Annotated in this window: 11 protein-coding genes and 2 pseudogenes; 3 read left to right on the forward strand and 10 right to left on the reverse strand. The window is 64.6% G+C overall.

All coding sequences use genetic code 11. The features are described 5' to 3' along the window. Window positions 1–16: 16 nt before the first annotated feature. From L1P09_RS09000 to L1P09_RS09020, 5 genes are all read right to left on the reverse strand, one after another. Window positions 17–2791, reverse strand: a complete 2775-nt coding sequence (locus L1P09_RS09000) for a malto-oligosyltrehalose synthase (protein ID WP_232891987.1) — start codon at window positions 2789–2791, stop codon at window positions 17–19. Then, a complete protein-coding gene (malQ, locus tag L1P09_RS09005; protein ID WP_232891986.1) occupies window positions 2788–4869 on the reverse strand; it encodes a 4-alpha-glucanotransferase in 2082 nt (693 codons plus the stop codon). The genes L1P09_RS09000 and malQ overlap by 4 nt, the downstream gene beginning before the upstream one ends. Further along, window positions 4866–6608 carry a malto-oligosyltrehalose trehalohydrolase gene (gene treZ, locus L1P09_RS09010; RefSeq protein ID WP_232891985.1) on the reverse strand — a complete coding sequence of 581 codons (1743 nt, stop codon included), beginning with the start codon at window positions 6606–6608 and terminating at the stop codon, window positions 4866–4868. The genes malQ and treZ overlap by 4 nt, the downstream gene beginning before the upstream one ends. A 14-nt stretch (window positions 6609–6622) precedes the next feature. Next, window positions 6623–8182, reverse strand: a complete 1560-nt coding sequence (gene glgA, locus L1P09_RS09015; RefSeq protein WP_054904814.1) for a glycogen synthase GlgA — start codon at window positions 8180–8182, stop codon at window positions 6623–6625. Between the two features lie 558 nt (window positions 8183–8740). Beyond that, entirely contained in the window at window positions 8741–11668 is a 2928-nt protein-coding gene (locus L1P09_RS09020; protein WP_232891984.1) for an aminotransferase, read from the reverse strand. Between the two features lie 315 nt (window positions 11669–11983). Here L1P09_RS09020 and L1P09_RS09025 point away from each other — a divergent pair, with 315 nt between their 5' ends. The 3 genes and pseudogenes from L1P09_RS09025 to L1P09_RS26325 all read left to right on the forward strand — a co-directional run. After that, window positions 11984–13765 carry a sensor domain-containing diguanylate cyclase gene (locus L1P09_RS09025; protein WP_054904812.1) on the forward strand — a complete coding sequence of 594 codons (1782 nt, stop codon included), beginning with the start codon at window positions 11984–11986 and terminating at the stop codon, window positions 13763–13765. Window positions 13766–13985: 220 nt separating this feature from the next. Then, a pseudogene (locus L1P09_RS26320) lies at window positions 13986–14378 on the forward strand (PAS domain-containing protein); the annotation flags it as partial. Between the two features lie 99 nt (window positions 14379–14477). Further along, window positions 14478–14912 (forward strand): annotated as a pseudogene (locus L1P09_RS26325) (methyl-accepting chemotaxis protein); the annotation flags it as partial. 63 nt (window positions 14913–14975) lie between these two features. Here the strand turns inward: L1P09_RS26325 and L1P09_RS09040 are convergent. The 5 genes from L1P09_RS09040 to L1P09_RS09060 are packed head-to-tail and all read right to left on the reverse strand — an operon-like array spanning window position 14976 to window position 22342. Then, window positions 14976–16583: an ABC transporter ATP-binding protein gene (locus tag L1P09_RS09040; RefSeq protein WP_054904810.1), complete on the reverse strand. Its 1608-nt coding sequence runs from the start codon at window positions 16581–16583 to the stop codon at window positions 14976–14978. A gap of 1 nt (window position 16584) precedes the next feature. Continuing rightward, complete coding sequence (locus tag L1P09_RS09045) at window positions 16585–17604, reverse strand: ABC transporter permease (RefSeq protein ID WP_235768736.1); 1020 nt, start codon at window positions 17602–17604, stop codon at window positions 16585–16587. Between the two features lies 1 nt (window position 17605). Further along, window positions 17606–18679 carry a microcin C ABC transporter permease YejB gene (locus L1P09_RS09050; protein ID WP_009686399.1) on the reverse strand — a complete coding sequence of 358 codons (1074 nt, stop codon included), beginning with the start codon at window positions 18677–18679 and terminating at the stop codon, window positions 17606–17608. A gap of 1 nt (window position 18680) precedes the next feature. Continuing rightward, complete coding sequence (locus tag L1P09_RS09055) at window positions 18681–20516, reverse strand: extracellular solute-binding protein (protein WP_047149855.1); 1836 nt, start codon at window positions 20514–20516, stop codon at window positions 18681–18683. Then, the gene (locus L1P09_RS09060) at window positions 20513–22342 is read right to left on the reverse strand and encodes an extracellular solute-binding protein (RefSeq protein ID WP_235768737.1); all 1830 of its coding nucleotides are present in this window, start codon (window positions 22340–22342) and stop codon (window positions 20513–20515) included. Before L1P09_RS09060 ends, L1P09_RS09055 begins: the two co-directional genes overlap by 4 nt. Window positions 22343–22349 lie beyond the last annotated feature (7 nt).

A 22349-nucleotide genomic window follows, 5' to 3' on the forward strand; every position in this document is an offset into this window, starting at 1 on the left:
GAAACGCTCCTGATGCTCAAGATTGTTGGATCAACAGGTTGACCGGAAACTCCGCCAGCACGGCGCTCAACATCAGCTCCCTTGATGAGCTGACCGCCGCGCATGGGAAAAGTCCCGTCGAATTGGCAGGTGATACGGCAAACGGTAAAACCAGCCGGGTGTCGTCCCAGTTCTGTGCCGGGATCAACGGTGTTGGCGCGCTGCCGAGCAGGCTGCTGGCCAGGCGCGGGGCCACGACGATGGCGCGTTCGCCTTCACCCAGCCGGGCGAAGGCGACGACCTTGTCGGCATGCCGGCCCTGTACCGTCAGCGGCAGGTAGGCACCGCGGCGGAACAGCTCGGCATGTGCCTGGCGGCAGTCCAGCACACGGGCGACCAAGGCCTGCTTGAGGCGGCCGTCGCGCCAGTGCGACAGCAGCTCGGCCACGGGGGTGGCGCTTTCCAGGGTGGCACGCCGCAAAGCGTAGTCCACGGCGCGGCGGTTGTCCGGGTCGACCAGGCTCAGGTCCCAGTACTCGTTGCCCTGGTACAGGTCGGGCACGCCCGGGGTGGTCATGCGCAGCAGGGCTTGCACCAGGCCATTGAGGGCGCCGGGGCAGGCGAGCACTTGTGCGGCATCGGCCACCGATTGGCGCAACTGCTGGTTTTCACTGCCCAGCAGCAAACCGTCCAGGTAGCGGGCACAGGCCGCCTCGTAGGCTTCGTTCGGTGCGTTCCAGCTGCTGCGCAGCTTGGCCTCGCGCAGGGCCTTCTGCTGCCACTGGCGCACGCGTTCGGCGTATTGGCGCAAGGCGTTGGCGTCGTGCAGGTCAAGGTCCAGCGGCCAACTGCCGAGCAGCGTCTGCAACAGCATCAGCTCGTCGCCGGGGCTGGGCGCCAGGCCGTCCTCCAGCGGCGCACGCAGCGGCGCCGCCAGCTCGCGCCAGTGCTCCACGCGGCTGGCCAGCCACGGCCCCCGCTCGCTGAGCACGGCCAGGCGGGCGCGTGTGTCTTCGCCACGCTTGTGGTCATGGGTGGCGGTGGCCAGCAGGTTGTCGGGGAAGTCGCGCAGGCGCCGTTGCGCTTCGTTATGGAAGTGTGCCAGCGGGGCACTGAAGCGCTCGGCCTCGAAGCCCACATCGTTGCGCGACAGCAGCCGCGCGCTGCGGTAGAAGGCCGTGTCCTCCACCGCCTTGGCGGCACTGGGTGCGGTCAGTTGCTGGAAGCGCACGCAGGCATGGCGCAACTGCTTGCGCGCGCGCCCCGGCGGCAATTGCCGCCAGCCTTGGCCACCCAGCCACTGTTCCAGTTGGTCGAGCAACGGCCAGTCGGCTTCGGCCAGGTCCTGGCGGGCATTGGTCAGGGCTTGCTGGAAAAACACTTCGTCTTCAGCCGGGCGCCCGCAAGCATTGAAGTAGGTGCGGTACACCGGATAGTGCGCCACCAGCGCCTGCAGGGCACGGCGGATGGCGCCCAAGGTCAGGTCGCGGGTCATCAGGTCGTTGCGGGCGACCTGCAACAGCGCCTGGGCTACCGACTCGCAGTCGCCTGCCAGGCTGGCATTGAGCACCAGGTGGCGCGCCTGGCGCACTTCTTCAGCAAAGGCCGGGCGCTCGCTGACGTTGGCCCACAACTCGGTCAGCGGTGCTTCGCCGGCCGGGTCGTGCTGCAGCAGCGATACCTGGTTCATGAACTCGTAGCCAGTGGTGCCGTCGGTGTGCCAGTCGAGGTGCAGGTGTTCGCCGCTGCCGAGAATCTTTTCCACGTAGATCGGGAAGTGTTCGACCGCGGCGTTCAGCGGCCGACTGGCCAGCAGGCCGTCGACGCGCCGGCGCAGCTTGCGGCAATAGCCGCGCGGGTCGGCCAGGCCGTCGATATGGTCAATGCGCAGGCCGTCCACCAGGCCGCGTTCGATCAGCTCGAAGAGCTTGGCGTGGGTCGCCTCGAACACCACCGCGCGCTCGACCCGCAGGCCACCCAGTTCGTTGATGTCGAAGAAGCGCCGCCAGTTGATGTCGTCGGCGGCGGTGCGCCAGCTGGCCAGCCGGTAAGTCTGGCGCTCCAGCAGCAGGTGCAGGCGCTTGAAGCCGCTTTCGGCACGGCTGTCGAACGCCACCAGGGCCGATTCGAGGTCGGCACCCTGCTGCACCAGGCGCGCCAGTTCGGCCTGCAGGGGCAGGGCGTCAGCCAATGGCGTGGCCGCTTCGCCCAGCGCCGTGAAATGCTCTGCCAGGGCCTGCAGGGCGGGGTCCGGGCTCAGGGCCAGGATCCAGCCGTAGTCGATCGGGCAAATCGGGAAACGGTGCTGGTAGTGGGCAACTTGCAGCACGCCCCGGTCCTTGTCGAACTCCAGCGGGAGTTCGCCGTTTTTCAAACACACGCCATAGTCGTTGCCCAGGAACGGCAACAGCAATTGCCCGGCCAACAGCGGATCGCTGGAATGCCACTGGATGTCGAAGAATTCTGCGTACGGGCTACGCCGGCCCCAGGCCAGCAGGCATTGCCACCACGGGTTGTCCGCGCCGCCTACGGCCATGTGGTTGGACACGGTGTCGAGGATTAGCCCCATGCCATGCTGGCGCAAGGCCGCGACCAGGCGCTGCAACGCCGCCTCGCCGCCCAGCTCGGGGTTGACCTGGGTCGGGTCGACCACGTCGTAGCCGTGGCGTGAACCGGCACGGGCCTTGAGGATGGGTGAGGCATACAGGTGGCTGATGCCCAGTTGGGCGAAGTAGGGCACCAGCGACACGGCGTGGTCGAGGGTGAAATCACTGTGGAACTGCAGGCGCAAGGTGGCGCTCAAGGGCTTCATCGGTCACGCTCCCAGGCTTGTTCGCGGGCTTGGGCAAGCAGCTCCAGGCGCCGCGCGGCATCGTCGTCATTGAGCAGTTCATGCACCGGGCGGGCGAAGCGCCGGCGCCAGTTGGGGTGGCCGGTGGTGGTGCCTGGCAGGTTGGGTTGCTCGTCGCAGCCCAACAGGTCTTCCAGCGGTACCAGCACCAGTGGCGCCCGGGTATGGCCCACGTAGCGGATGGCGGCATCGATCACGGCGTCATCGTCGTTGAGCACGCCATAGTTGGCTTGCAAGGTGCGGCGCAGGCCGTCGTGTTGTTTCTGGCGGTCGTGGCGCCAGTGCAGTTCGGTGGCAGCGTCAATGAGTTGCAAGCGGTGGCTCCAGTCGATATCGCGGTTTTTCAGCCAGCCGGCCAGGGGCGCCAGGTCGTGTGTACCGGTAGTGGCCAGGGCGTTGTCGGGCCAGTCCAGTATCGGCGTGAACTGCCCAGGCTGGCGCTGCTCGAAAGGCAGCACGCGCATGCCCAGCACGGCTTTCTCGGCCAGGGCTTCGCGCAGGCCAGCGGGCACCGTGCCCAGGTCTTCGCCAAGGATGATGGCCTGGTGGCGGTGCGATTCCAGCGCCAGCAGCCGCAGCAGGTCCTCCAGCGGGTAGTTGAGGTAGGCACCTTCGCTGGGCTCGGCGCCTTGCGGTATCAGCCACAGCCGGCGCAGGCCCATGACGTGGTCGATGCGCAGGCCGCCGGCATGCGCCAGGTTGGCCCGCAACATTTCGATGAACGCGCGGTAGCCGTTGCGCTTGAGGCCTTCGGGCGAAAAGGCGCAAATGCCCCAGTTTTGTCCGGCCCGGTTGAGAATGTCGGGCGGTGCGCCCACATTCAGGCCCGACAGCAATTCGTCCTGGCGGCTCCAGGCCTGGCTGCCGGCACCGTCGGCGCCAACTGCCAGGTCGGCGATCAGGCCCACCCTCATGCCGTTGCCGCGGGCGGCCTCGTGGGCGCGTTGCAGGCCTCGCTCGGTGAGCCATTGGCAGAACGCGTGGAACTCCACCTTGGCCGGGTAGGCCTCGGCGATGGCCTGGACTTGCGGGTGACAGGGGTCTTGCCAGGGCGTGGGCCAGTGCCGCCAGTCGGCGCCCAGGCCATGCTCCACGGCATGGGCCTGCAGCACTTCGAAGCGGCAATGATGCTCCAGCGCTTCCCCGGCGGCTTTGCGGAAACTGTCGAAGTCCTCGCGCAGCGGGTGGCTGCCTTGGCTGAACCCCTGGTACAGCGCCTCCAGCACACGCAGCTGGGCGCTGGCGGCACGTGGCCAGTCAACCAGTGGGCGCTGCTGCAGTTCTTCCAGCTGTTGCTCCAGGCCGCAGGCTTCGATGGCCATGCGCACTTCCCGTTCACCCAGCAGGGCGGCGGGGCTGGCGTACAAGGTATTGAGCAGCAGGCGGCTGGAGGGCGAGTAGGGGCTGTAATGTTCCTGGTCGATGGCCGACAGGGCATGAATCGGGCTGATGGCCAAGGCATCGGCGCCGCGCTCTGCGGCCGAGCGGGCCAGTTGTTCAAGGGCCAGGCAGTCGCCATAACCGCCGTCGCCAGGGCGGCGCAGGCTGTACAGCTGAACCGCCAGCCCCCAGCAGCGCGCGGGTGTTTGCTGCGCGCTGTGCTCAAGGCTGTCTTCAAGGCTATGGCAACGGGGCGGCGCTACGGCCACCGTGAAACGGCGGCTGTCGATTTCGACCTGGTGGTAGCCGACAGGCAGTTCACCGGGCAGGCGGGCCTGCCGGTCAAGTTCCAGCACACGCGTGGCGCTGTCCTCGAGGGTGCAACGGGCGACGCTGGCCGCGCTGAAATAGCGTGACAGGTCCAGCGGCTGGCCCTGGTCCGCCGTCAACAAGGGCGGTAGGTGCTCACTGTCGTCAGCGGTCTCCAAGGCCTGCAGGCTTGCGGCGATTGCCGCATCGTCGCCGGCCGGGTGGCCCAGGCTTTCGAGCAGGTTGCGCAGCACGTGGTCGCTCACGCGCTGAGGGCGGTCATTGGCGTCGATCCAGTCGCGGCTAAGCCCGACGCGGTTCGCCAAGCGGTGCAGGGCGGTTTCGCTCATGGGCGCTCCTGGGCAGGGGGAAGCAGGCTGACCACGCAGCTGTACGCCGCCAGTTGGCTGTCGGGGTGGCGTGCATCGCCGCTGTCGAACAACCGCAAGGGCGGTGGCGGCAGCTCGACCGGCTGCGGGCTGTCGGCCAGGTTCAGGTCGATGCGCAAGGTGTTGCCATTGCCCAGCTGCCAGCGTGCGGTGACTGCCTTGTCACCGTGCACCTCGGCGCCCAGCGCACAGCTGCCAGGCAGGTGCGGGATCACATGGTGGCGGCGCAGGTCGAGCAACTGCTGATACAGGCCATGCCAGCCGGCCAGCACCTGCTTGCTGTAAGGGCGCGATGCGGCATAGGTTTTTTCGGCGTTGGGGTCGGGGATGTGCTCGCGCTGCTCGGGGTCAGCGAAGGCCTTGAAATGGGCGAACTCGCCACGGCGGCCTTCGCGCACTGCATCGGCCAGTTCGTCGTGGAAGTCGGTAAAGAACAGGAAGGGCTGGCAACTGCCTTCTTCGTCACCCATGAACAGCAGGGGGATCATCGGTGCCATCAGCAGCAAGGTGGTGGCAGCGCGCAGCGCCGGCGGTGGGCACAGGCGGGTCAGGCGCTCGCCCAGGGCGCGGTTGCCCACCTGATCGTGGTTCTGCAAGAACAGTACGAAGGCACTGGGTGGCAGATGCGCACTGGGTTCGCCGCGCGGCGTACCGTGGCGGTTGGCCTGGCCCTGGAACACGAAGCCTTCGGCCAGGCAGCGTGCCAGCTGGTCGATGGGGCGGTCCTTGTAGTCGGCATAATAGCCTTCGGTTTCGCCGGTGAGCAGCACATGCAGGGCGTTGTGGCCGTCATCGTTCCACTGCGCGTCGAAGCCCTGTTGCAACAGGGTGGCCTGGTTGTGTTCGTTCTCCAGCACCAGCCACACGTGGCGCCCGGGCTCCACTGCGGCACGCACGCGCTCGGCCAGTTCCACCAGAAAATCGGGTTGGTCGATGGCATGTACGGCATCCAGGCGCAGGCCGTCGCAGCGGTAGTCGCACAGCCACATCAGTGCGTTCTGGATAAAGTATTCGCGCACCTGCGGGCGGCGGAAGTCGATGGCCGCGCCCCAGGGCGTCTGCCGGTCTTCCCGGAAGAACGGGCTGGCATACTGGTGCAGGTAATTGCCGTCAGGGCCGAAGTGGTTGTACACCACGTCCACCAGCACCATCAGCTTTTCACCATGGGCCTGGTCGACCAACGCGCACAGTTGCTCGGGGCTGCCGTAGGTGTGCTGCGGGGCGTAGGGCAATACACCGTCGTAGCCCCAGTTGCGCTCGCCCGGGAACTGCCCCAGGGGCATCAGCTCTATTGCGCTGATACCCAGCGCGGCAAGCTTCGGCAGTTGCCGGGCTACGCCCTGGTAACCATCGAGCAGGCCTACGTGCAGCTCTTGAATGACCGCCTCGTGCCAGGGGCGGCCTAGCCACGGGTGCTGCCAGGGGTAGCTGGCCACATCCACCACCTGGCTGGGGCCGTGCACGCCAGTAGGCTGGTAGCGCGACGCCGGGTCGGCCACCTGCAGTTCATCATCAATTCGAAAGTGGTAACGGTCGCCGGCCCGGCAGGGCGCCACGCCGCTGAACCAACCGTCTTCATCGGGCTGCAGGGCGATAGCCGGCTGCTGCTCCAGTTCCACGCTCACGCTGCGCGCATCGGGTGCCCATAGGGCGAAGCGCGCCGACGTGGCGTCCAGCAAGTGTGCGCCATGCCTGTGCATCTTACAGCCCTCGCTCAGTAGTGGCTCAGTTGTGCTTGCTTGACCAGGTCTTCGTACAGCCGGGCGTAGGGTTCCACCGCCTGGCACCAGTTGAACGGCTGGGTCATCGACAGGCAGCGCATGGCGTTGAGCAGGTCCTTCTTGCCATAAACGTAGAAGGCGCGGCCAAGCGCTTCGCGGTAGCTGTCGACGGTCGACTCGTTGAACAGGAAGCCCGTGACCCCGCACTCGATGGTGTCGGCCAGGCCGCCGGTATTGCGCGCCACTGGCAGCGAGCCAAAGCGCTGGGCATACATCTGGCTGAGCCCGCAGGGCTCGTAGCGCGAGGGCATCAGCAGGAAATCACTGCCGGCGAACATGCGCCGGGCGTCGGTTTCGTTGAAGCCGATGCGTACCCCGATACGGCCTGGGTGGCGCAGCGCCAGTTCGCGCATGGCCTGTTCTTCCTCCGGCTCGCCACGGCCGATGATCGCGATCTGCCCGCCTTGTTCGACGATGTAGTCGGCCACGCCCAAGGTCAGGTCCAGGCCTTTCTGGTAAACCAGGCGCGAAACCACTGCGAACAGTGGGCCGTCGGAGTCGTCCAGGCCGAACAGTTGGCGTACTTCGTGGGTATTGCGTGCCTTGCCTTCCCAGTCATTGATGCTGAAGTTGTGCTGCAGGTGCTTGTCGGTGGCCGAGTCCCAGCTTTCGTCGATACCGTTGGGTATGCCGCCAAGCAGGCCTTGCTGGGCTTTGCTGGCGAGGAAGCCATCCAGGCCGCAGCCGAATTCCGGGGTGGTGATTTCCCGGGCATAGGTGGCGCTGACCGTGGTGATGTGGCTGGAGTAGGCAAGGCCGGCCTTGAGGAACGACAGCTTGCCGTAGAACTCCATGCCTTCCTGCTGCATGGCGTGTTCCGGGATGGCCAGTTCGGGGCTGCAACCACGGCTGTACACACCTTGGTAGGCCAGGTTGTGGATGGTGAACAGGGTTGGCGTGTTGAGGCCGCGCCAGTGCATGTAGGCTGGCGCCAGGCCGGCCGGCCAGTCATGCGCATGCACCACTTCGGGCTTCCAGTGGATCATGCCTTCGCCGGCTGCGATTTCCGCCGCGGCCAGGCCCAGGCGAGCGAAACGGATGTGGTTGTCTGGCCAGTCGCGACCGTTGTTGGCGCCGTAGGGGGTGCCGTCGCGCTGGTACAGTTCGGGGCAGATGAGCACATAGATGACCAGGCCGTCGGGCATGTCCATGCGGCCGATCTTGCATGGCGGCAGGGCTGCGTGGCCGCCCAGTTCGCCGACGATATGGATCGGGTTGTCGCTTTCGACCACCTGTGGGTAGCCCGGGATCAATACCCGAACATCGTGCAGGTGCGCCAGGGCGCGCGGCAGGGCTGCAGACACGTCACCCAGGCCGCCCGTCTTGACCAGATCGGCGATTTCCGAGGTCACGAACAGAATCTTGCGCTTGTTGGGGTTGTGCTGGCGCTGGGCGCCGGGTGCCTTGGCTGTCGTGGCGAAATCCGGGGTGAGCGGTTCGCGCTTCTCGGTGATGAACGTGTTTACGTGTGGCTCGACAGCGGCACTGATCATACTTCTCTCCGTCCCTATGCTTGCCGGGTGCTGGCACCCGTGGCGTTGTTTCGTGCTAGTTCTCTCTGCTTGCTGAATACGTACTGCTTTCCATGCCCCATGGTCGTGCGCACAGGCACCGCGCGCTCGGCGTTCCGGCCGAAGGCGTTTGAGCGGGTAGGGGTGGTGGCCGAGGCTGGGGGATCCCGTTGCGTTTGGCCTACTTAGTTCCTGACCTGCCCGCGTTTCGTAAAGTTCGACTTATTTTCGTCACTCTTCCATTGAGCAAATCGCGGGCCGAAAACCGAGTGTAGGAGAGAAAAGGCAGAAAAGGTGACCCACTGGTCACATTTGAGAGCATGCGGGCTTGACGCAAACGTTGGCGTTTGTGAGTGGATGTGAACAAGCATGAAGCGGGGAGGGTAATTGCGTGCTGATGTCGCGCCTTTTTGTGGCGCGATGGAGGGCATGCGCCATGTTGGTGCGCTTGTGCTCGCCCGAAAAAGGGCCGTCGGTGGGCGCGGGGTTTATCCGCGAAGCGCCGCTCGCGCGGCGCTCGATCTGGCAGAAGGTGAGCCGCTACAGCCCTTCACCCAGCACCCGGTCGATGCTGTCGACGAAGTAATCCACGCTGGCCCGGCTGGTGCACATTGGCGGCTTAATCTTGAGAATGTTCAGGTGATCCCCTGTGGGTTGCATGAAGATGCCCAATTCCCGCAGCCTGTCGCAGAGCAGCTGGGTTTCCTGCGTCGCGGGCTCCAGTGTTTCGCGGTCACGCACCAGTTCCAGGCCCAGGTAGAAGCCCGAGCCATGCGCGGCGCCGGCCAGCGGGTGCCTGTCGACCAGCGCCTGCAGGCGCGCCTTGAAATAGCGCCCGGTGTCGCGGGCGTTGTCCCACAGGCCTTCTTCCTGCATCACGTCCAGTACTGCCATGCCAATGCGGCAACTGACCGGGCTGCCACCGGCAGACGAGAAGAAATAACCCTCGGCCTCCAGTGCTTCGGCAATGTCGCGGCGGGTAATGACCACCCCCAGCGGCTGGCCGTTACCCATGCCCTTGGCCATGGTGATGATGTCGGGCACCACGCCTTGCTGCTCGAAGCCCCAGAAGTATTCACCCAGGCGGCCATAACCGACCTGGACCTCGTCGGCGATGCACACGCCGCCCCTGGCCCGGACCTTGGCATAGGCCTCGCGCAGGTACCCCGCTGGCAGCGCGATGCCACCGGCATTGCCGTACACCGGTTCGCAGATGATGCCGGCCAGCTGTCGGCCACGGGCATCGAGGTCGGCCAGCTTGGTGTCGACATCGCGCAGGTAGTCTGCTGCGCTGTCGGCGCCACGGTAGCGGCCGCGGAAGGTATTCGGCGCCTCGACCGGGTGCACCCAGTCCGGGCGGGTGTGCAACGCCTGCGGGTTGTCGGCGATCGACGTGGAGATGGCATCGGTGGCCACCGACCAGCCGTGGTAGGCCTCCAGCACGCTGAGCAGGTCGCGCCCGCCGCTGTAGGCCCAGGCCAGCCGTATCGCCAGGTCGTTGGCTTCGGTACCGCTGTTGACCATGAATACCCGGTCGAAGCCTTCGGGTACCAGCTTCAGCAAACGCTCGGAGAACTCGGTGACGGCTGCGTAGTGAAAGCGCGAGTTGGTATTGAGCAACGACCACTGCCGCGCCGACTCGGCGACCATGCGCGGGTGGCCATGGCCCAGTACCGCAACGTTGTTGAGCATGTCGAGGTAAGCGCGGCCTTGCATGTCGAACAGGTAATTGCGCCAGCCACGTTCGATGTGGGGTGGCTGCGCGTAGTAGTGTTTCTGCGAGCGCGCGAAGCTGGCGTCGCGACGCGCCAACAGGGCCTGTGGGTCAGGCAGTGGCTCGGCATCGCAGTCCAGGCCCAGCAGCGGCGCGGGGGAAGGGCACAGGGCCAGCCAGGCATCGGCATGGGAAGGGCTGGCGAAGAACGGTGGCTGGGTGTCGGTGCCCAGGCACACTTGCACGCGAAGCACGCCGCAACTACGGCCCAGCGCCTGGCCCTGGGCCACGGCCTGGCCATCGGCTGGCGCATCCTGCAGCCCCTGTAGCCACAGGGCCCAGTGCGCAGTACGCAGGCAACCGCCAGCATCGCCATGGCGCTGCCAGGTGCCGGCCGCCGGTGCCTGGAGCAGGCTTGCGTGCGGCACATGCAGTTCAACGCCGAGTGCGCAAGTGGCCGGTTCTGCGGCGCGGTCGATATGGGTTTGCGACAGGCGATACTGCCCGTACAGGGTGCAGGCCGGGGCAGGTTGCCGGGTGAGCAGGTGCTGGTCGAAGCCAGGTTGCTCCCAGTTGCCCGCCTCATAGTGCGCACTGAGCACGCCGAGGTCGAGCCGGTGCACCGCCTGCCCTTGCAGTTCGGGAAGCAGCGGCGCGCAGCCGCTCATGTCTGGCGTGGCGACCGGCAACCCCGCAGCCCGCAGGATCGCTGCCTGCATCAGGGCGAAGGGTACGGCGGTGGCGGTATCGAAAATTTCCCACTCATGGGCGACATTGTCGCGGGTGTACTGGTTGCCTGGGTCCACCGCCAACTGCTGTGCGCTGCTCAGCACCAGTACTGCGGCGCGGTTCAGCACCAGTGGCCACAAGGCCCGTAGCTCTGCCTCGGTGAGTGGGTTGTGGGCCTGGTAGGCGCGGATCGCCGGGAGGATCCGCAGCGGGTCGCCTTCGGCGTGGTGCAGCAGCGCCGCACAGGTTACCGACAGGTCAGCGATGCGCCAGGTACGTAGCAGGTCGCCGAAGTCGATCAGCCCTCGCAATTGCCATTGGCGCTGGTCGTCGCGCGCCCACACGGTGTTGTCGTCGGTGATGTCCAGGTGCACGGCTTGGCTTGGCAGGCTGCCGATCAGGGGTGCCAGGTGGTGGGCAGCGACCGCGGTGGCCTGTGTGATGCGGCGGCGCTGGTCGGCATCGTGCAGCACAGGGAGCAGGTGCTCTATCAGCGTTTGCGCATGCTTGGGGTCCCATTGCAGGGTGCGCTCGAGGCCAGGGTGGTCGAAACCGGCCAAGGCCCGATCAAGCTTTGCGCAAAGCCCGCCCAGTTCGGCCATCAGTTGCGCCGGGAGGTGGGCAAGGCGCGTCAGCGGTTGCCCCTCGATGTATTCCAGCAGGCGTACCCGTAATGGCTGGTCTGCGACGTCCAGGGCCAGCAAGGCTTCGCCACTGAGTGCCGGGCGCACGCCTGGCACGGGCAGGCCATGCTCGCGCAGGTAGGCGAGGGCCGCATGCTGGGCCTCCAGTTCGACCTGGGCGTAGCTGCCATGGCATGCCTTGAGCACGAAGCTGCCTTGCGGCGCGACCACGCGCAGGTTCAGGTCCTGCTGGCTGCCCAAGGCCGACAACTCACCGGTGAGGCCGTAGTGGGCCTGCAGCAGGCCTTGCGCCTGGGGGGCGCTGAGCACAGGGCCTGGCAAGCTGGAACGCTGGACCAGCGCGTGGAGGGCAGGGGAGGCAGTTTGGGGGTGACTGGACATGGGCTCTACCGTTGAGGCGGGTGGACGGAGCGACTTTATGCCCTACCTGGCTGATGACTAAAGACGATCGTCATCAGATTTTCTGATGACTGGTGCAGTGGCTGTTAATCACTGAAACGGTACGTGTGTGCCCGTGAAACCGGGGGTTGGTGAACTTCCTTCGTGGGCCGATCTCTTACTAGGCAGGTGATGTTGCATCACCGTCTGTCGAAATTTAATGCGAAAAGTTGTACAAAAATTTCTCTCTGTACAAGTATTGATGTAGCGTAGTGCTATTACTCTATGCTTGGGTCCGCGTGGGACAGGTGAGATGCCATGAAAGTTGCCCCCGTTCCGCCCAATGAACCCGACCGTTTGGCGAAGATCGCCGAATGGTGCGTACTGCATCAGCCGCAGAGCAGCGAACTGACTGCGCTGGTCGAGATGGCCCGCCGCTACTTTTGCATGCCGATCTGCCTGGTTTCGATCGTAGGGGAGTGTGAGCAATGGTTCATGGCCAAGGCCGGGCTGGCCGCTGATGCCACCCCCCGGGATGTTTCATTCTGTGCCCACACCATTCTCCAGGCACAGCCACTGGAAGTGCTGGACGCTGCCCTGGACCCGCGCTTTGCCGACAACCCTCTGGTCACGGGTGAGCCTGGCATTCGCTATTACTGCGGGGCCCCGCTGCTGGTAGACAGCCAGGTGGCCATCGGCAGCTTCTGCATCATCGATACTGCACCACGGCCCGCCCTGGATGAGGCGCAACGGTCGATGCTGACGTCCTTCAGCGAAATGGCCATGCACATCATCGCCGGCATGCGCCGCAACAATTTTCACGACCAGGCCACCGGCCTGTTCAACCGCCTGAAGCTCGAATGTGATGTGGTGGCGGGCCTGGACCGGGGTAAGTCGCTGACCCTGTTGGCGGTGGACATCATGGCCGCCGAGGCCCTCAGCGATCTCATCCGCGGCCTGGGTTACAACTTTGCCCACGACCTGACGCTGCAGGCCAAGGCGCGCATCGCCAGCCAGCTGGATAACGGCTTGTCGTTGTACAAGATCAGCCCGACCCGCTTCGGTGTGCTGCTGGAAGACGCCGCCGACGTACAGCCTTTGTGCGAGCGGATTGTCGACGCCCTGCAAGCGCCTGCGCAGTGCCACCAGATTCCGGTGTTGCTGGACGCCGGTATCGGCATTGCCCCCATCACCCAGCAAAGCGAAGACCGCGATGGCCTGGAATGGATGCGCCGGGCAGTCGCGGCAGCGGATACCGCGCGGCGCACGCCTGGCCGGCATGCGTGGTACGAGCCGGAAGTGGACGCTGCGCAACGCCGGGCGTTCCTGTTGCTGGCCTCGTTGTCCCAGGCCCTGCAGAGCGACGGTGAACTGAGCCTGCACCTGCAACCGCGGATTGAGCTGCCTTCGGGCCGATGCGGTTCTGCCGAAGCCTTGCTGCGCTGGCGCCACCCGCTACTGGGCGATGTCGCCCCGGCGGAGTTCATCCCTTTGGCTGAAAAAACGGCGCTCATGGCCAGCCTCAGCCTTTGGGTGATGCGCGCAGCCTTGCGGGTGCTGGCTTGTACCCGGGACCTGGATTTCAGTCTCAGCTTCAACGTCACCGCGCGCGATCTGGAAAGCGCAGGGTTCATGGATGCACTGCTGCACAACTTGCAGGCCCAGGCCATCGAGCCGCAGCGGGTACAGCTCGAATTCACCGAGAGTGTCTTGATTGAACAGCCCGAAGAAGTGCTGCAGCAACTGCTGCGTGCGCACCAGGCAGGCATCGCCATTGCCATCGATGACTTCGGCACGGGCTACAGCAACTGGGTTTACCTGACGCAAATCCCCGCCAGCATCGTCAAGCTCGACAGGTCGCTGGTGCACCGTGCCGCCTCGGGCACGCGTGAAGCATTGTTGGTGCAGTCGGTGGTAGGGCTGGCCAACGAACTCGGTTATCAAGTGGCCGCCGAAGGGATCGAAACCGCCGAACAGTTGGTCCAGGCCTGCGCCTGGGGCTGTGTTGAAGCGCAGGGCTATTTCATCGCCAGACCGATGCCTGCAGCCGTTTTCAAGGAGTGGTTTCACGACACTCAACAGAAAGTGTCTGTTGTCTGACTTCCCATCATGATGCATAACATCGCAGGTCTTATTGATGTTTAATCGCCACCTTAAAACTGCCTTGGCAGCGCAACAGGCCGAGCTCGTGCAACTGCGTCAGCGGCTGGCCGAACTCGAGCAGGGTGCCATGCTGCGCCTGGACGGGCAGAACCGTATCGCGGAGTGCACCGCGGGTTTGGCCCAGGCACTCGGCGCCGCGCCGGGCGATGTCGTGGGCATGCCCCTGCAACAGTGGCTGGCCGCGCCTGGGCTGGAAAGCCAGGCGTTGCTCGAGGCCTTGCTGCGTTCCACGGCGATGATCCAGTTTGGCCTGGACGGCAGGGTGCAAGCTGCCAACCCGATGTTTCTCGCCGCCATGGGCTACCGCCTGGAGCAACTGATCGGCCAGCACCATCGAATTTTCTGTGATGCCAAGGAAACCGCCAGTGCCGAGTACACGGCGTTCTGGCGCACGCTCAATGCTGGCCGGTACGTGACCGGGCGATTCCGGCGTATTGACAGCCAAGGGCGCGAGATCTGGCTGGAGGCCAGCTACAACCCGGTCCATGATGCCAGTGGCAAGTTGGTGAAAGTGGTCAAGTTCGCCACGGTGGTGACCGCCCAGGTCGAGCGTGAACAGGCGGTAAGGCAGGCGGCCAACATGGCGCTGGATATTTCCCGGCGCACGGACGCCAGTGCCAGCGATGGTGTCACGGTGATGCAGGGCATGCAGCAGGCCATGCAGAACGTGGCGAGCCAATTACACTGCGCCGGCGATACCATTGCTGCCCTGGGCCAGCAGTCGACGGTCATCAGTACGATCGTGCAGACCATTGGGGCCATTGCGTCGCAGACAAACCTGCTGGCCCTGAATGCGGCGATCGAAGCTGCGCGCGCCGGCGACCAGGGGCGGGGCTTCGCCGTGGTGGCCGATGAAGTGCGCAAGCTGGCGGGGCGCACCAGCACCGCCACGGCCGAGATCGATGCGGTGGTCGCGCACAATCATCTGCTGGCCAACCAGGCGGTCAGCGAGGTCGAGCGCAGCCGCCAGGAAGCGGCCAATGCGGTGGATTTCGTTACCCAGGCGAGTACGGCCATAGGCGGTATTCAGGTCGGTGCCAGGCAAGTGGTGGCGGCCGTTGGCCGGGTGAGCGAAGACCTGTAGCCAGGCAGCGGGCAACGCGCCGCCCAGGCTCGCATCACCCCAGCAAACTGCCCGGGCGCGGCTTCACGAAGGCTCCACCTCCAGAAACGCCGCCTCCAGTAGCTGCCGGGTATACGGATGTTGCGGTGCATGAAAGATTGCCTGCGCATCCCCCTGTTCAACCACCTGCCCATGCTTGATCACCATCAACTGATGGCTCAGTGCCCTAACCACCGCCAGGTCATGGCTGATGAACAGGTAAGTGAGGTTGTATTTTTGCTGCAGATTACGCAGCAACTCGACCACCTGGCGCTGCACCGTGCGGTCCAGCGCCGAGGTTGGCTCATCCAGCAGAATCAGCGCCGGCTTGAGCACCAGCGCCCGGGCGATGGCAATGCGCTGGCGCTGCCCACCCGAAAACTCATGCGGGTAGCGGTGCCGGGTGCCCGGGTCGAGCCCTACCTCCTCCAGCGCCGCAATGATGGCCGCCTCCCGCTCCTGGGCATTGCCGATACCGTGAATGCGCAAGCCCTCCCCAACGATGTCTGCCACGCACATGCGCGGGCTGAGGCTGCCGAAGGGGTCCTGGAACACCACCTGCATCTCGCGCCGTAACGGGCGCACAGCTTTCTGGTTCATCCCCTGCAGGTCTTGCCCGTGGAAGCGGATACCCCCCTGGCTGGCAATCAGCCGCAGGATCGCCAGGCCCAATGTCGACTTGCCCGACCCGGACTCCCCGACGATGCCCAGCGTTTGCCCCTGCGGCAAACTGAAGTTGACCCCGTTCACCGCCTTGACATGGTCGACAGTACGCCGCAGCAGGCCTTTCTTGATCGGGAACCAGACCTTGAGCTCATCGACTTGCAGCAGCGGCGCACCTACCGGGTTGTGCGCCGGCAGCCCGCTGGGCTCGGCATTGATCAGCATCTGCGTGTAGGGGTGTTGCGGCGCGCTGAACAGGGCCGCGCAGTCCGCCTGCTCGACAATCTGCCCGCGCTGCATCACGCACACGCGGTGGGCAATGCGCCGCACCAGGTTCAGGTCATGGCTGATCAGCAGCAGCGCCATGCCCAGGCGTGCCTGCAGTTCCTTGAGCAGGTCGAGAATTTTCAGCTGCACGGTCACATCCAGCGCCGTGGTCGGTTCGTCGGCAATCAGCAGTTCCGGCTCGTTGGCCAGGGCCATGGCGATCATCACCCGCTGGCGTTGCCCGCCGGACAGCTCGTGGGGCAGGGCCTTGAGGCGTTTGCGCGGCTCCGGGATGCCGACCATTTCCAGCAGCTCCAGGGTGCGCGCAGTGGCTTGCTTGCCGGTCAGGCCCTTGTGCAGCAGAAGGATTTCATTGATCTGCTTTTCGATGCAGTGCAGCGGGTTCAGCGACGTCATCGGCTCCTGGAAGATCATCGCAATGCGGTTGCCGCGAATGCGCTGCAGGGTTTTTTCGTTCTGCTGCAGCAAGTCCTTGCCTTCATGGCGGATGCTGCCGCGGGGGTGCTGGGCCAAGGGGTAGGGCAGCAGGCGCAGGATCGAGTGCGCAGTCACCGACTTGCCCGAGCCGCTTTCACCGACCAGTGCCAGCGTCTCGCCTTTGCGGATGTCGAAACTGATGCCATCGACCACCCGGTTGACTTGGTCGCCGGTTACAAACTCGACGACCAGGTCGCGCACTTCGATCAGGTTCTGTTCACTCATGTCACTTCCTCGGGTCGAAGGCGTCGCGGGCGGATTCGCCGATGAATACCAGCAGGCTCAGCATCAGCGCCAGCACCGCAAAGGCGCTGATGCCCAGCCAGGGTGCCTGCAGGTTGGACTTGCCCTGGGCCACCAGCTCGCCCAGCGAGGGCGAACCGGCGGGCAGGCCGAAGCCGAGGAAGTCCAGGGCCGTGAGGGTACCGATGGCGCCGGTGAGAATGAACGGTATGAAGGTCATGGTCGAGATCATGGCGTTGGGCAGGATGTGCCGGTACATGATTGCGCCGTTGCGCATGCCCAGGGCTCGGGCGGCACGCACGTACTCCAGGTTGCGGCCGCGCAGGAACTCGGCGCGCACCACGTCGACCAGGCTCATCCAGGAAAACAGCAGCATGATGCCCAGCAGCCACCAGAAGTTCGGCTGCACGAAACTGGCAAGAATGATCAGCAGGTACAGCACCGGCAGCCCCGACCAGATTTCCAGAAAGCGTTGCCCGGCCAGGTCGACCCAACCGCCATAAAACCCCTGCAAGGCACCCGCGAGGACGCCGATGATGGAGCTGGCCACGGTCAGGGTCAGGGCGAACAGCACCGATATGCGGAAGCCGTAGATCACCCGCGCCAGCACGTCGCGGCCTTGGTCGTCGGTGCCTAGCCAGTTGTCCGCCGAGGGCGGTGCCGGGGCCGGAACACGCAGGTCGTAGTTGATGCTCTGGTAGCTGAACGGGATCGGCGCCCACAGCACGAAGCTGTCTTTCTTGGCCAGCAGCTCGCGGATGTAGGGGCTCTTGTAGTTGGCTTCCAGCGGGAACTCGCCGCCGAACGTGGTTTCCGGGTAGCGCTTGAAGGCGGGGAAGTACCACTGGTTGTCGTAGCGCACGGCAATCGGTTTGTCGTTGGCGATCAGTTCGGCACCCAGGCTGAGGCCGAACAGGATCAGGAACAACCACAGCGACCACCAGCCACGGCGGTTGGCCTTGAAGCGCTCGAAGCGCCGTCGGTTGAGGGGGGACAAGGCCATTTCAGTGCTCCCGGCTGGCAAAGTCGATGCGTGGATCGACCAGGGTGTAGGTCAGGTCGCCGATCAGTTTCACCACCAGCCCCAGCAGGGTGAAGATGAACAGGGTGCCGAAGACCACCGGGTAGTCGCGGTTGATGGCCGCCTCGAAGCTCATCAGGCCCAGGCCGTCGAGGCTGAAGATCACCTCGATCAGCAGGGAGCCGGTGAAGAAGATACCGATGAACGCCGAAGGGAAGCCGGCAATCACCAGCAGCATGGCGTTGCGGAACACATGGCCATACAGCACCCGCGGCCGGCTCAGGCCTTTGGCCTTGGCGGTCACCACGTATTGTTTGTTGATTTCGTCGAGGAAGCTGTTCTTGGTCAGCAGGGTCATGGTTGCGAAGTTGCCGATGACCAGCGCGGTGATTGGCAGCACCAGGTGCCAGAAGTAGTCCAGCACCTTGCCGGTGGTGCTCAGCTCGTCGAAGTTGTTGGAGGTGAGGCCGCGCAGCGGGAACCAGTCGAAGTAGCTGCCGCCGGCGAACAGCACGATCAGCAGGATGGCGAACAGGAAGGCGGGGATCGCATAGCCGACGATGATCGCCGAACTGGTCCACACGTCGAAGTGGCTGCCATGGCGTACCGCCTTGGCGATGCCCAGCGGGATCGACACCAGGTACATGATCAGGGTGCTCCACAGCCCCAGCGAGATCGACACCGGCATCTTTTCGATGATCAGGTCGATGACCTTGGCATCGCGGAAGAAGCTGTCGCCGAAATCCAGTCGGGCGTAGTTCTTGATCATGATCCACAGGCGTTCGGGCGGCGATTTGTCGAACCCGTACATGCGCTCGATTTCGGCGATCAGCGCCGGGTCCAGGCCTTGGGCGCCACGGTAGTTGGAGCCGGCCACGGACACCTCGGCACCGCCACCGGCAATGCGGCTGGTGGCGCCCTCGAAGCCTTCGAGCTTGGCGATCATCTGCTCGACCGGGCCACCGGGGGCAGCCTGGACGATGATGAAGTTGATGATGAGGATGCCGAACAGGGTCGGGATGATCAGCAGCAGGCGGCGCAGGATGTAGGCCAGCATCTCAGTTGGCCTCGTCCGCAGGGGCTGCGCTGACGGCCGGGCTTACCCCGGGCTTGATCCACCAGGTGTCGATGCCGATGTCGTACTTGGGCGACACTTTCGGGTGCCCGATGTGGTTCCAGTAGGCGACCCGCCAGGTCTTGATGTGCCAGTTGGGGATCACGTAATAGCCCCACAGCAATACCCGGTCGAGGGCGCGGCAATGGTCGATCAGGCTTTGGCGCGAGTCGGCATTGATCAGCTGGTCGACCAGCTGGTCGATGGCCGGGTCGCGCAGGCCGATGAAGTTGCGGCTGCCGGGGTTGTCGGCGGCGGCACTGGACCAGAATTCGCGCTGCTCGTTGCCGGGCGAGTTGGACTGCGGATAGCCGCCGACGATCATGTCGAAATCGCGTGAGCGCAGGCGGGTGATATACTGTGAGACATCGACCCGGCGGATGTTCAGCTCGATACCCAGGTCAGCCAGGTTGCGCTTGAACGGCAGCAGGATGCGTTCGAACTCGGTCTGCGCCAGCAGGAACTCGATGCTTACCGGTTTGCCCTGGGCATCGACCATCTTGTCGTCGACGATTTTCCAGCCGGCCTCCTGCAGCAGCTTGTAGGCCTGGCGCTGCTGCTCGCGGATCATGCCGCTGCCGTCGCTGACCGGGTTGTGGAAGGCCTCGGTGAACACCTGGTCGGGTACTTTGCCGCGCAGCGGCTCGAGGATCTTCAGTTCGCTGGCGCTGGGCAAGCCACGGGCGGCCATTTCCGAGTTTTCGAAGTAACTGCCGGTACGGGTGTAGGCACCGTTGAACAGTTGCTTGTTGGTCCATTCATAGTCCAGCAGCAGGCTCAAGGCGTGGCGTACGCGCACATCCTGGAATACCGGCCGGCGGATGTTGAAAATGAAGCCCTGCATGCCAGTGGGGTTGCCGTTGGGCAGCTCTTCCTTGATCAGCCGGCCTTCGCGCACGGCGGGCACGTCGTAGGCGGTGGCCCAGTTTTTCGCGCTGACTTCCAGGCCATAGTCGAACGCCCCGGCCTTGAGCGCTTGCAGGGCTACGGTAGTGTCACGGTAGGCGTCGAAGGTCATGACATCGAAGTTGTAGAACCCACGGTTGATCGGCAAGTCCTTGGCCCAGTAGTCCTTGACCCGCTCGTAGCGTACTGAGCGCCCGGCCTTGACCTCGGCCACCTTGTACGGGCCGCTGCCCAGTGGAATTTCCAGGTTGCCGCGGTTGAAGTCGCGGTTTTCGTACCAGTGCTTGGGCAGCACCGGCAACTGGCCGAGGATCAGCGGCAGCTCACGGTTGTTCCGGTGCTTGAACTTGAACAGCACTTTCAACGGGTCTTCGGCGACCACCTCGGCGACGTCGGCATAGTACTGACGATACAGCGGCGCACCATCCTTGATCAGGGCGTTGAAGGTAAACACCACGTCATCGGCACGCATGGGGTGGCCATCGTGGAAACGTGCTTCGGGGCGCAGGTAGAAGCGCACCCAGCTGTTGTCCGGGGCTTTCTCGATCTTGCCGGCGACCAGGCCATATTCGGTGAAGGGTTCGTCCTGGCTCTGGCGCATCAGGGTGTCGTAGATGATGCTGATGTTTTCGGCCGGCACGCCCTTGTTGATGAACGGGTTGAGGCTGTCGAACCCGCCGAAACTGGACTGGCGGAAGGTGCCACCCTTGGGCGCCTCGGGGTTCACGTAGTCGAAGTGCTTGAAGTCGGCAGGGTATTTGGGCGGCTCGTCGTACAGGGTGAGGGCATGTTGCGGTGCGGCCAGGGCGGGAAGGCTCAGGCAGGCGAGCAACAGGCTGCCAGCCAGCCGGCGCAAGCGGTGCGTTGGCATCATTGGGCTTTCTCCGAAGTCTTTATCCACCAGCTGTTCAGCCCAAGGGTATAGGGCGGTGTGGTGACGAAGGCGAACCGGTTGCGGTAGGCCAGGCGATGGTTGTCCAGGTACCAGTTGGGGATCATGTAGTACTGCCATGAGAGGACGCGGTCCAGGGCGCGGGCGGCAGCCACCTGGTCGTCGCGGGTGCGTGCGGCCAACAGGGTGTCGAGCAGGTGGTCGACCACCGGGTCCTTGACCCCTGCATAGTTCTTGCTGCCCTTGGTGCCGGCCTGGCTCGAATGGAAGTACAACCACTGCTCCAGGCCGGGGCTCAGGGTCTGATTGAGGGTCATCAGAATCATGTCGAAATCGAACTGGTCCAGGCGTTGTTTGTACTGGGCACGGTCCACGGTGCGCAAGCGCGCATCGATACCGATGCTGGACAGATTTTCGACATAAGGTTGCAGGATGCGTTCAAGGTTGGGGTTTACCAGCAACAGCTCCATGCGCAACTGCTGGCCTTTGCTGTCGACCAGGCGCTGGCCATTCAGCTTCCACCCCGCCTCGGCGAGCAGGGCCAGTGCCTGGCGCAAGGTTTCGCGGCTGACGCCACGGCCGGCGGTGTGGCTGATCTGGTACGGTTCGCTGAACAGTTTGGCGGGTAACTGGTCACGGAATGGGGCCAGCAGCAGCCATTCCTTGCCGGTGGGCACACCACTGGCGGCGAACTCACTGTTGGGGTAGTAGCTGGTCGAGCGCCGGTAGGCGTTGCTGAACAGGGCGCGGTTGGTCCACTCGAAGTCGAGCATCAGCCCCAGTGCCTGGCGTACCCGCGGGTCGCTGAAGGTCGCCCGGCGGCTGTTCATGAACAGGCCCTGGGTTTGCGTGGGGATGCGGTGCGGGATCTGCGCCTTGATCACCTGGCCACGGCGCACGGCCGGGAAGTTGTAGCCGTTGGCCCAGTTTTTCGCCTGGTGTTCGATATAGATGTCGAATTCACCGGCCTTGAACGCTTCGAAGGCCACGGTGGCATCACGGTAGAATTCGTACTCCACGCGATCGAAGTTGTACTTGCCTCGGTTGACGGCCAGGTCCTTGCCCCAGTAACGCTTGACGCGCTCGAACACCAGCCGGCGCCCCGGCTGCACCTCGGTGATGCGGTACGGGCCACTGCCCAATGGCGGCTCGAAGGTAGTGGCCTTGAAGTCACGGTGCTGCCAGTAGTGCTTGGGCAGCACTGGCATCTCGCCCAGGCGCAGGATGAGCAGTGGGTTGCCAGCGCGCTTGAACACGAAGCGGATGCGCAGCGGGCCGAGGATGTCGACCCGCTGCACCTCCTGCAGGTTGGTGCGGTAGATCGGGTGGCCGTCCTTGAGCAACGTGCGGTAGGAGAAGGCCACGTCTGCCGAGGTGATCGGCTTGCCGTCATGCCAGCGGGCTTCCGGGCGCAGGTTGAACACCACCCAGCTACGGTCCTCGCTGTATTCCACCGAGCGGGCAATCAGGCCGTAGCTGGAGGTGGGCTCGTCGCCGGACGGGTCGTATTGGCCGGTACCGACCATCAGCGGCTCGTTGAGCTCGCTGATGCCGTACTGCTGGAAGTTGGGCGTGGTAACCGGGCTCGACCCCTTGAAGGTATAGGGGTTGAGGGTGTCGAAGGTGCCAAAGGCCATCGCCCGCAACGTGCCGCCTTTGGGCGCTTGCGGGTTGACCCAGTCGAAGTGGGTGAACGTGGCTGGGTACTTGAGCGTGCCGAACTGCGCGTATCCGTGGCTTTCGCTCACCATCGCGACTGCGGGAAAGCTCAAGGCCAGGCTGATTGACAGCAGGAGGGGACGTATCAAGTCGGCA

The organism is Pseudomonas juntendi, assembly GCF_021560075.1.
Taxonomy (GTDB): Bacteria; Pseudomonadota; Gammaproteobacteria; order Pseudomonadales; family Pseudomonadaceae; genus Aquipseudomonas; species Aquipseudomonas juntendi.

What these genes read in the sequence shown, in the direction of transcription:
- L1P09_RS09040 (WP_054904810.1), bottom strand. Translation starts at nt 16,583, where the DNA reads ATGAGTGAACAGAACCTGATCGAAGTGCGCGACCTGGTCGTCGAGTTT.
- L1P09_RS09000 (WP_232891987.1), bottom strand. Translation starts at nt 2,791, where the DNA reads ATGAAGCCCTTGAGCGCCACCTTGCGCCTGCAGTTCCACAGTGATTTC.
- L1P09_RS09025 (WP_054904812.1), top strand. Translation starts at nt 11,984, where the DNA reads ATGAAAGTTGCCCCCGTTCCGCCCAATGAACCCGACCGTTTGGCGAAG.
- malQ (WP_232891986.1), bottom strand. Translation starts at nt 4,869, where the DNA reads ATGAGCGAAACCGCCCTGCACCGCTTGGCGAACCGCGTCGGGCTTAGC.
- L1P09_RS09045 (WP_235768736.1), bottom strand. Translation starts at nt 17,604, where the DNA reads ATGGCCTTGTCCCCCCTCAACCGACGGCGCTTCGAGCGCTTCAAGGCC.
- L1P09_RS09055 (WP_047149855.1), bottom strand. Translation starts at nt 20,516, where the DNA reads ATGATGCCAACGCACCGCTTGCGCCGGCTGGCTGGCAGCCTGTTGCTC.
- L1P09_RS09020 (WP_232891984.1), bottom strand. Translation starts at nt 11,668, where the DNA reads ATGTCCAGTCACCCCCAAACTGCCTCCCCTGCCCTCCACGCGCTGGTC.
- L1P09_RS09050 (WP_009686399.1), bottom strand. Translation starts at nt 18,679, where the DNA reads ATGCTGGCCTACATCCTGCGCCGCCTGCTGCTGATCATCCCGACCCTG.
- treZ (WP_232891985.1), bottom strand. Translation starts at nt 6,608, where the DNA reads ATGCACAGGCATGGCGCACACTTGCTGGACGCCACGTCGGCGCGCTTC.
- glgA (WP_054904814.1), bottom strand. Translation starts at nt 8,182, where the DNA reads ATGATCAGTGCCGCTGTCGAGCCACACGTAAACACGTTCATCACCGAG.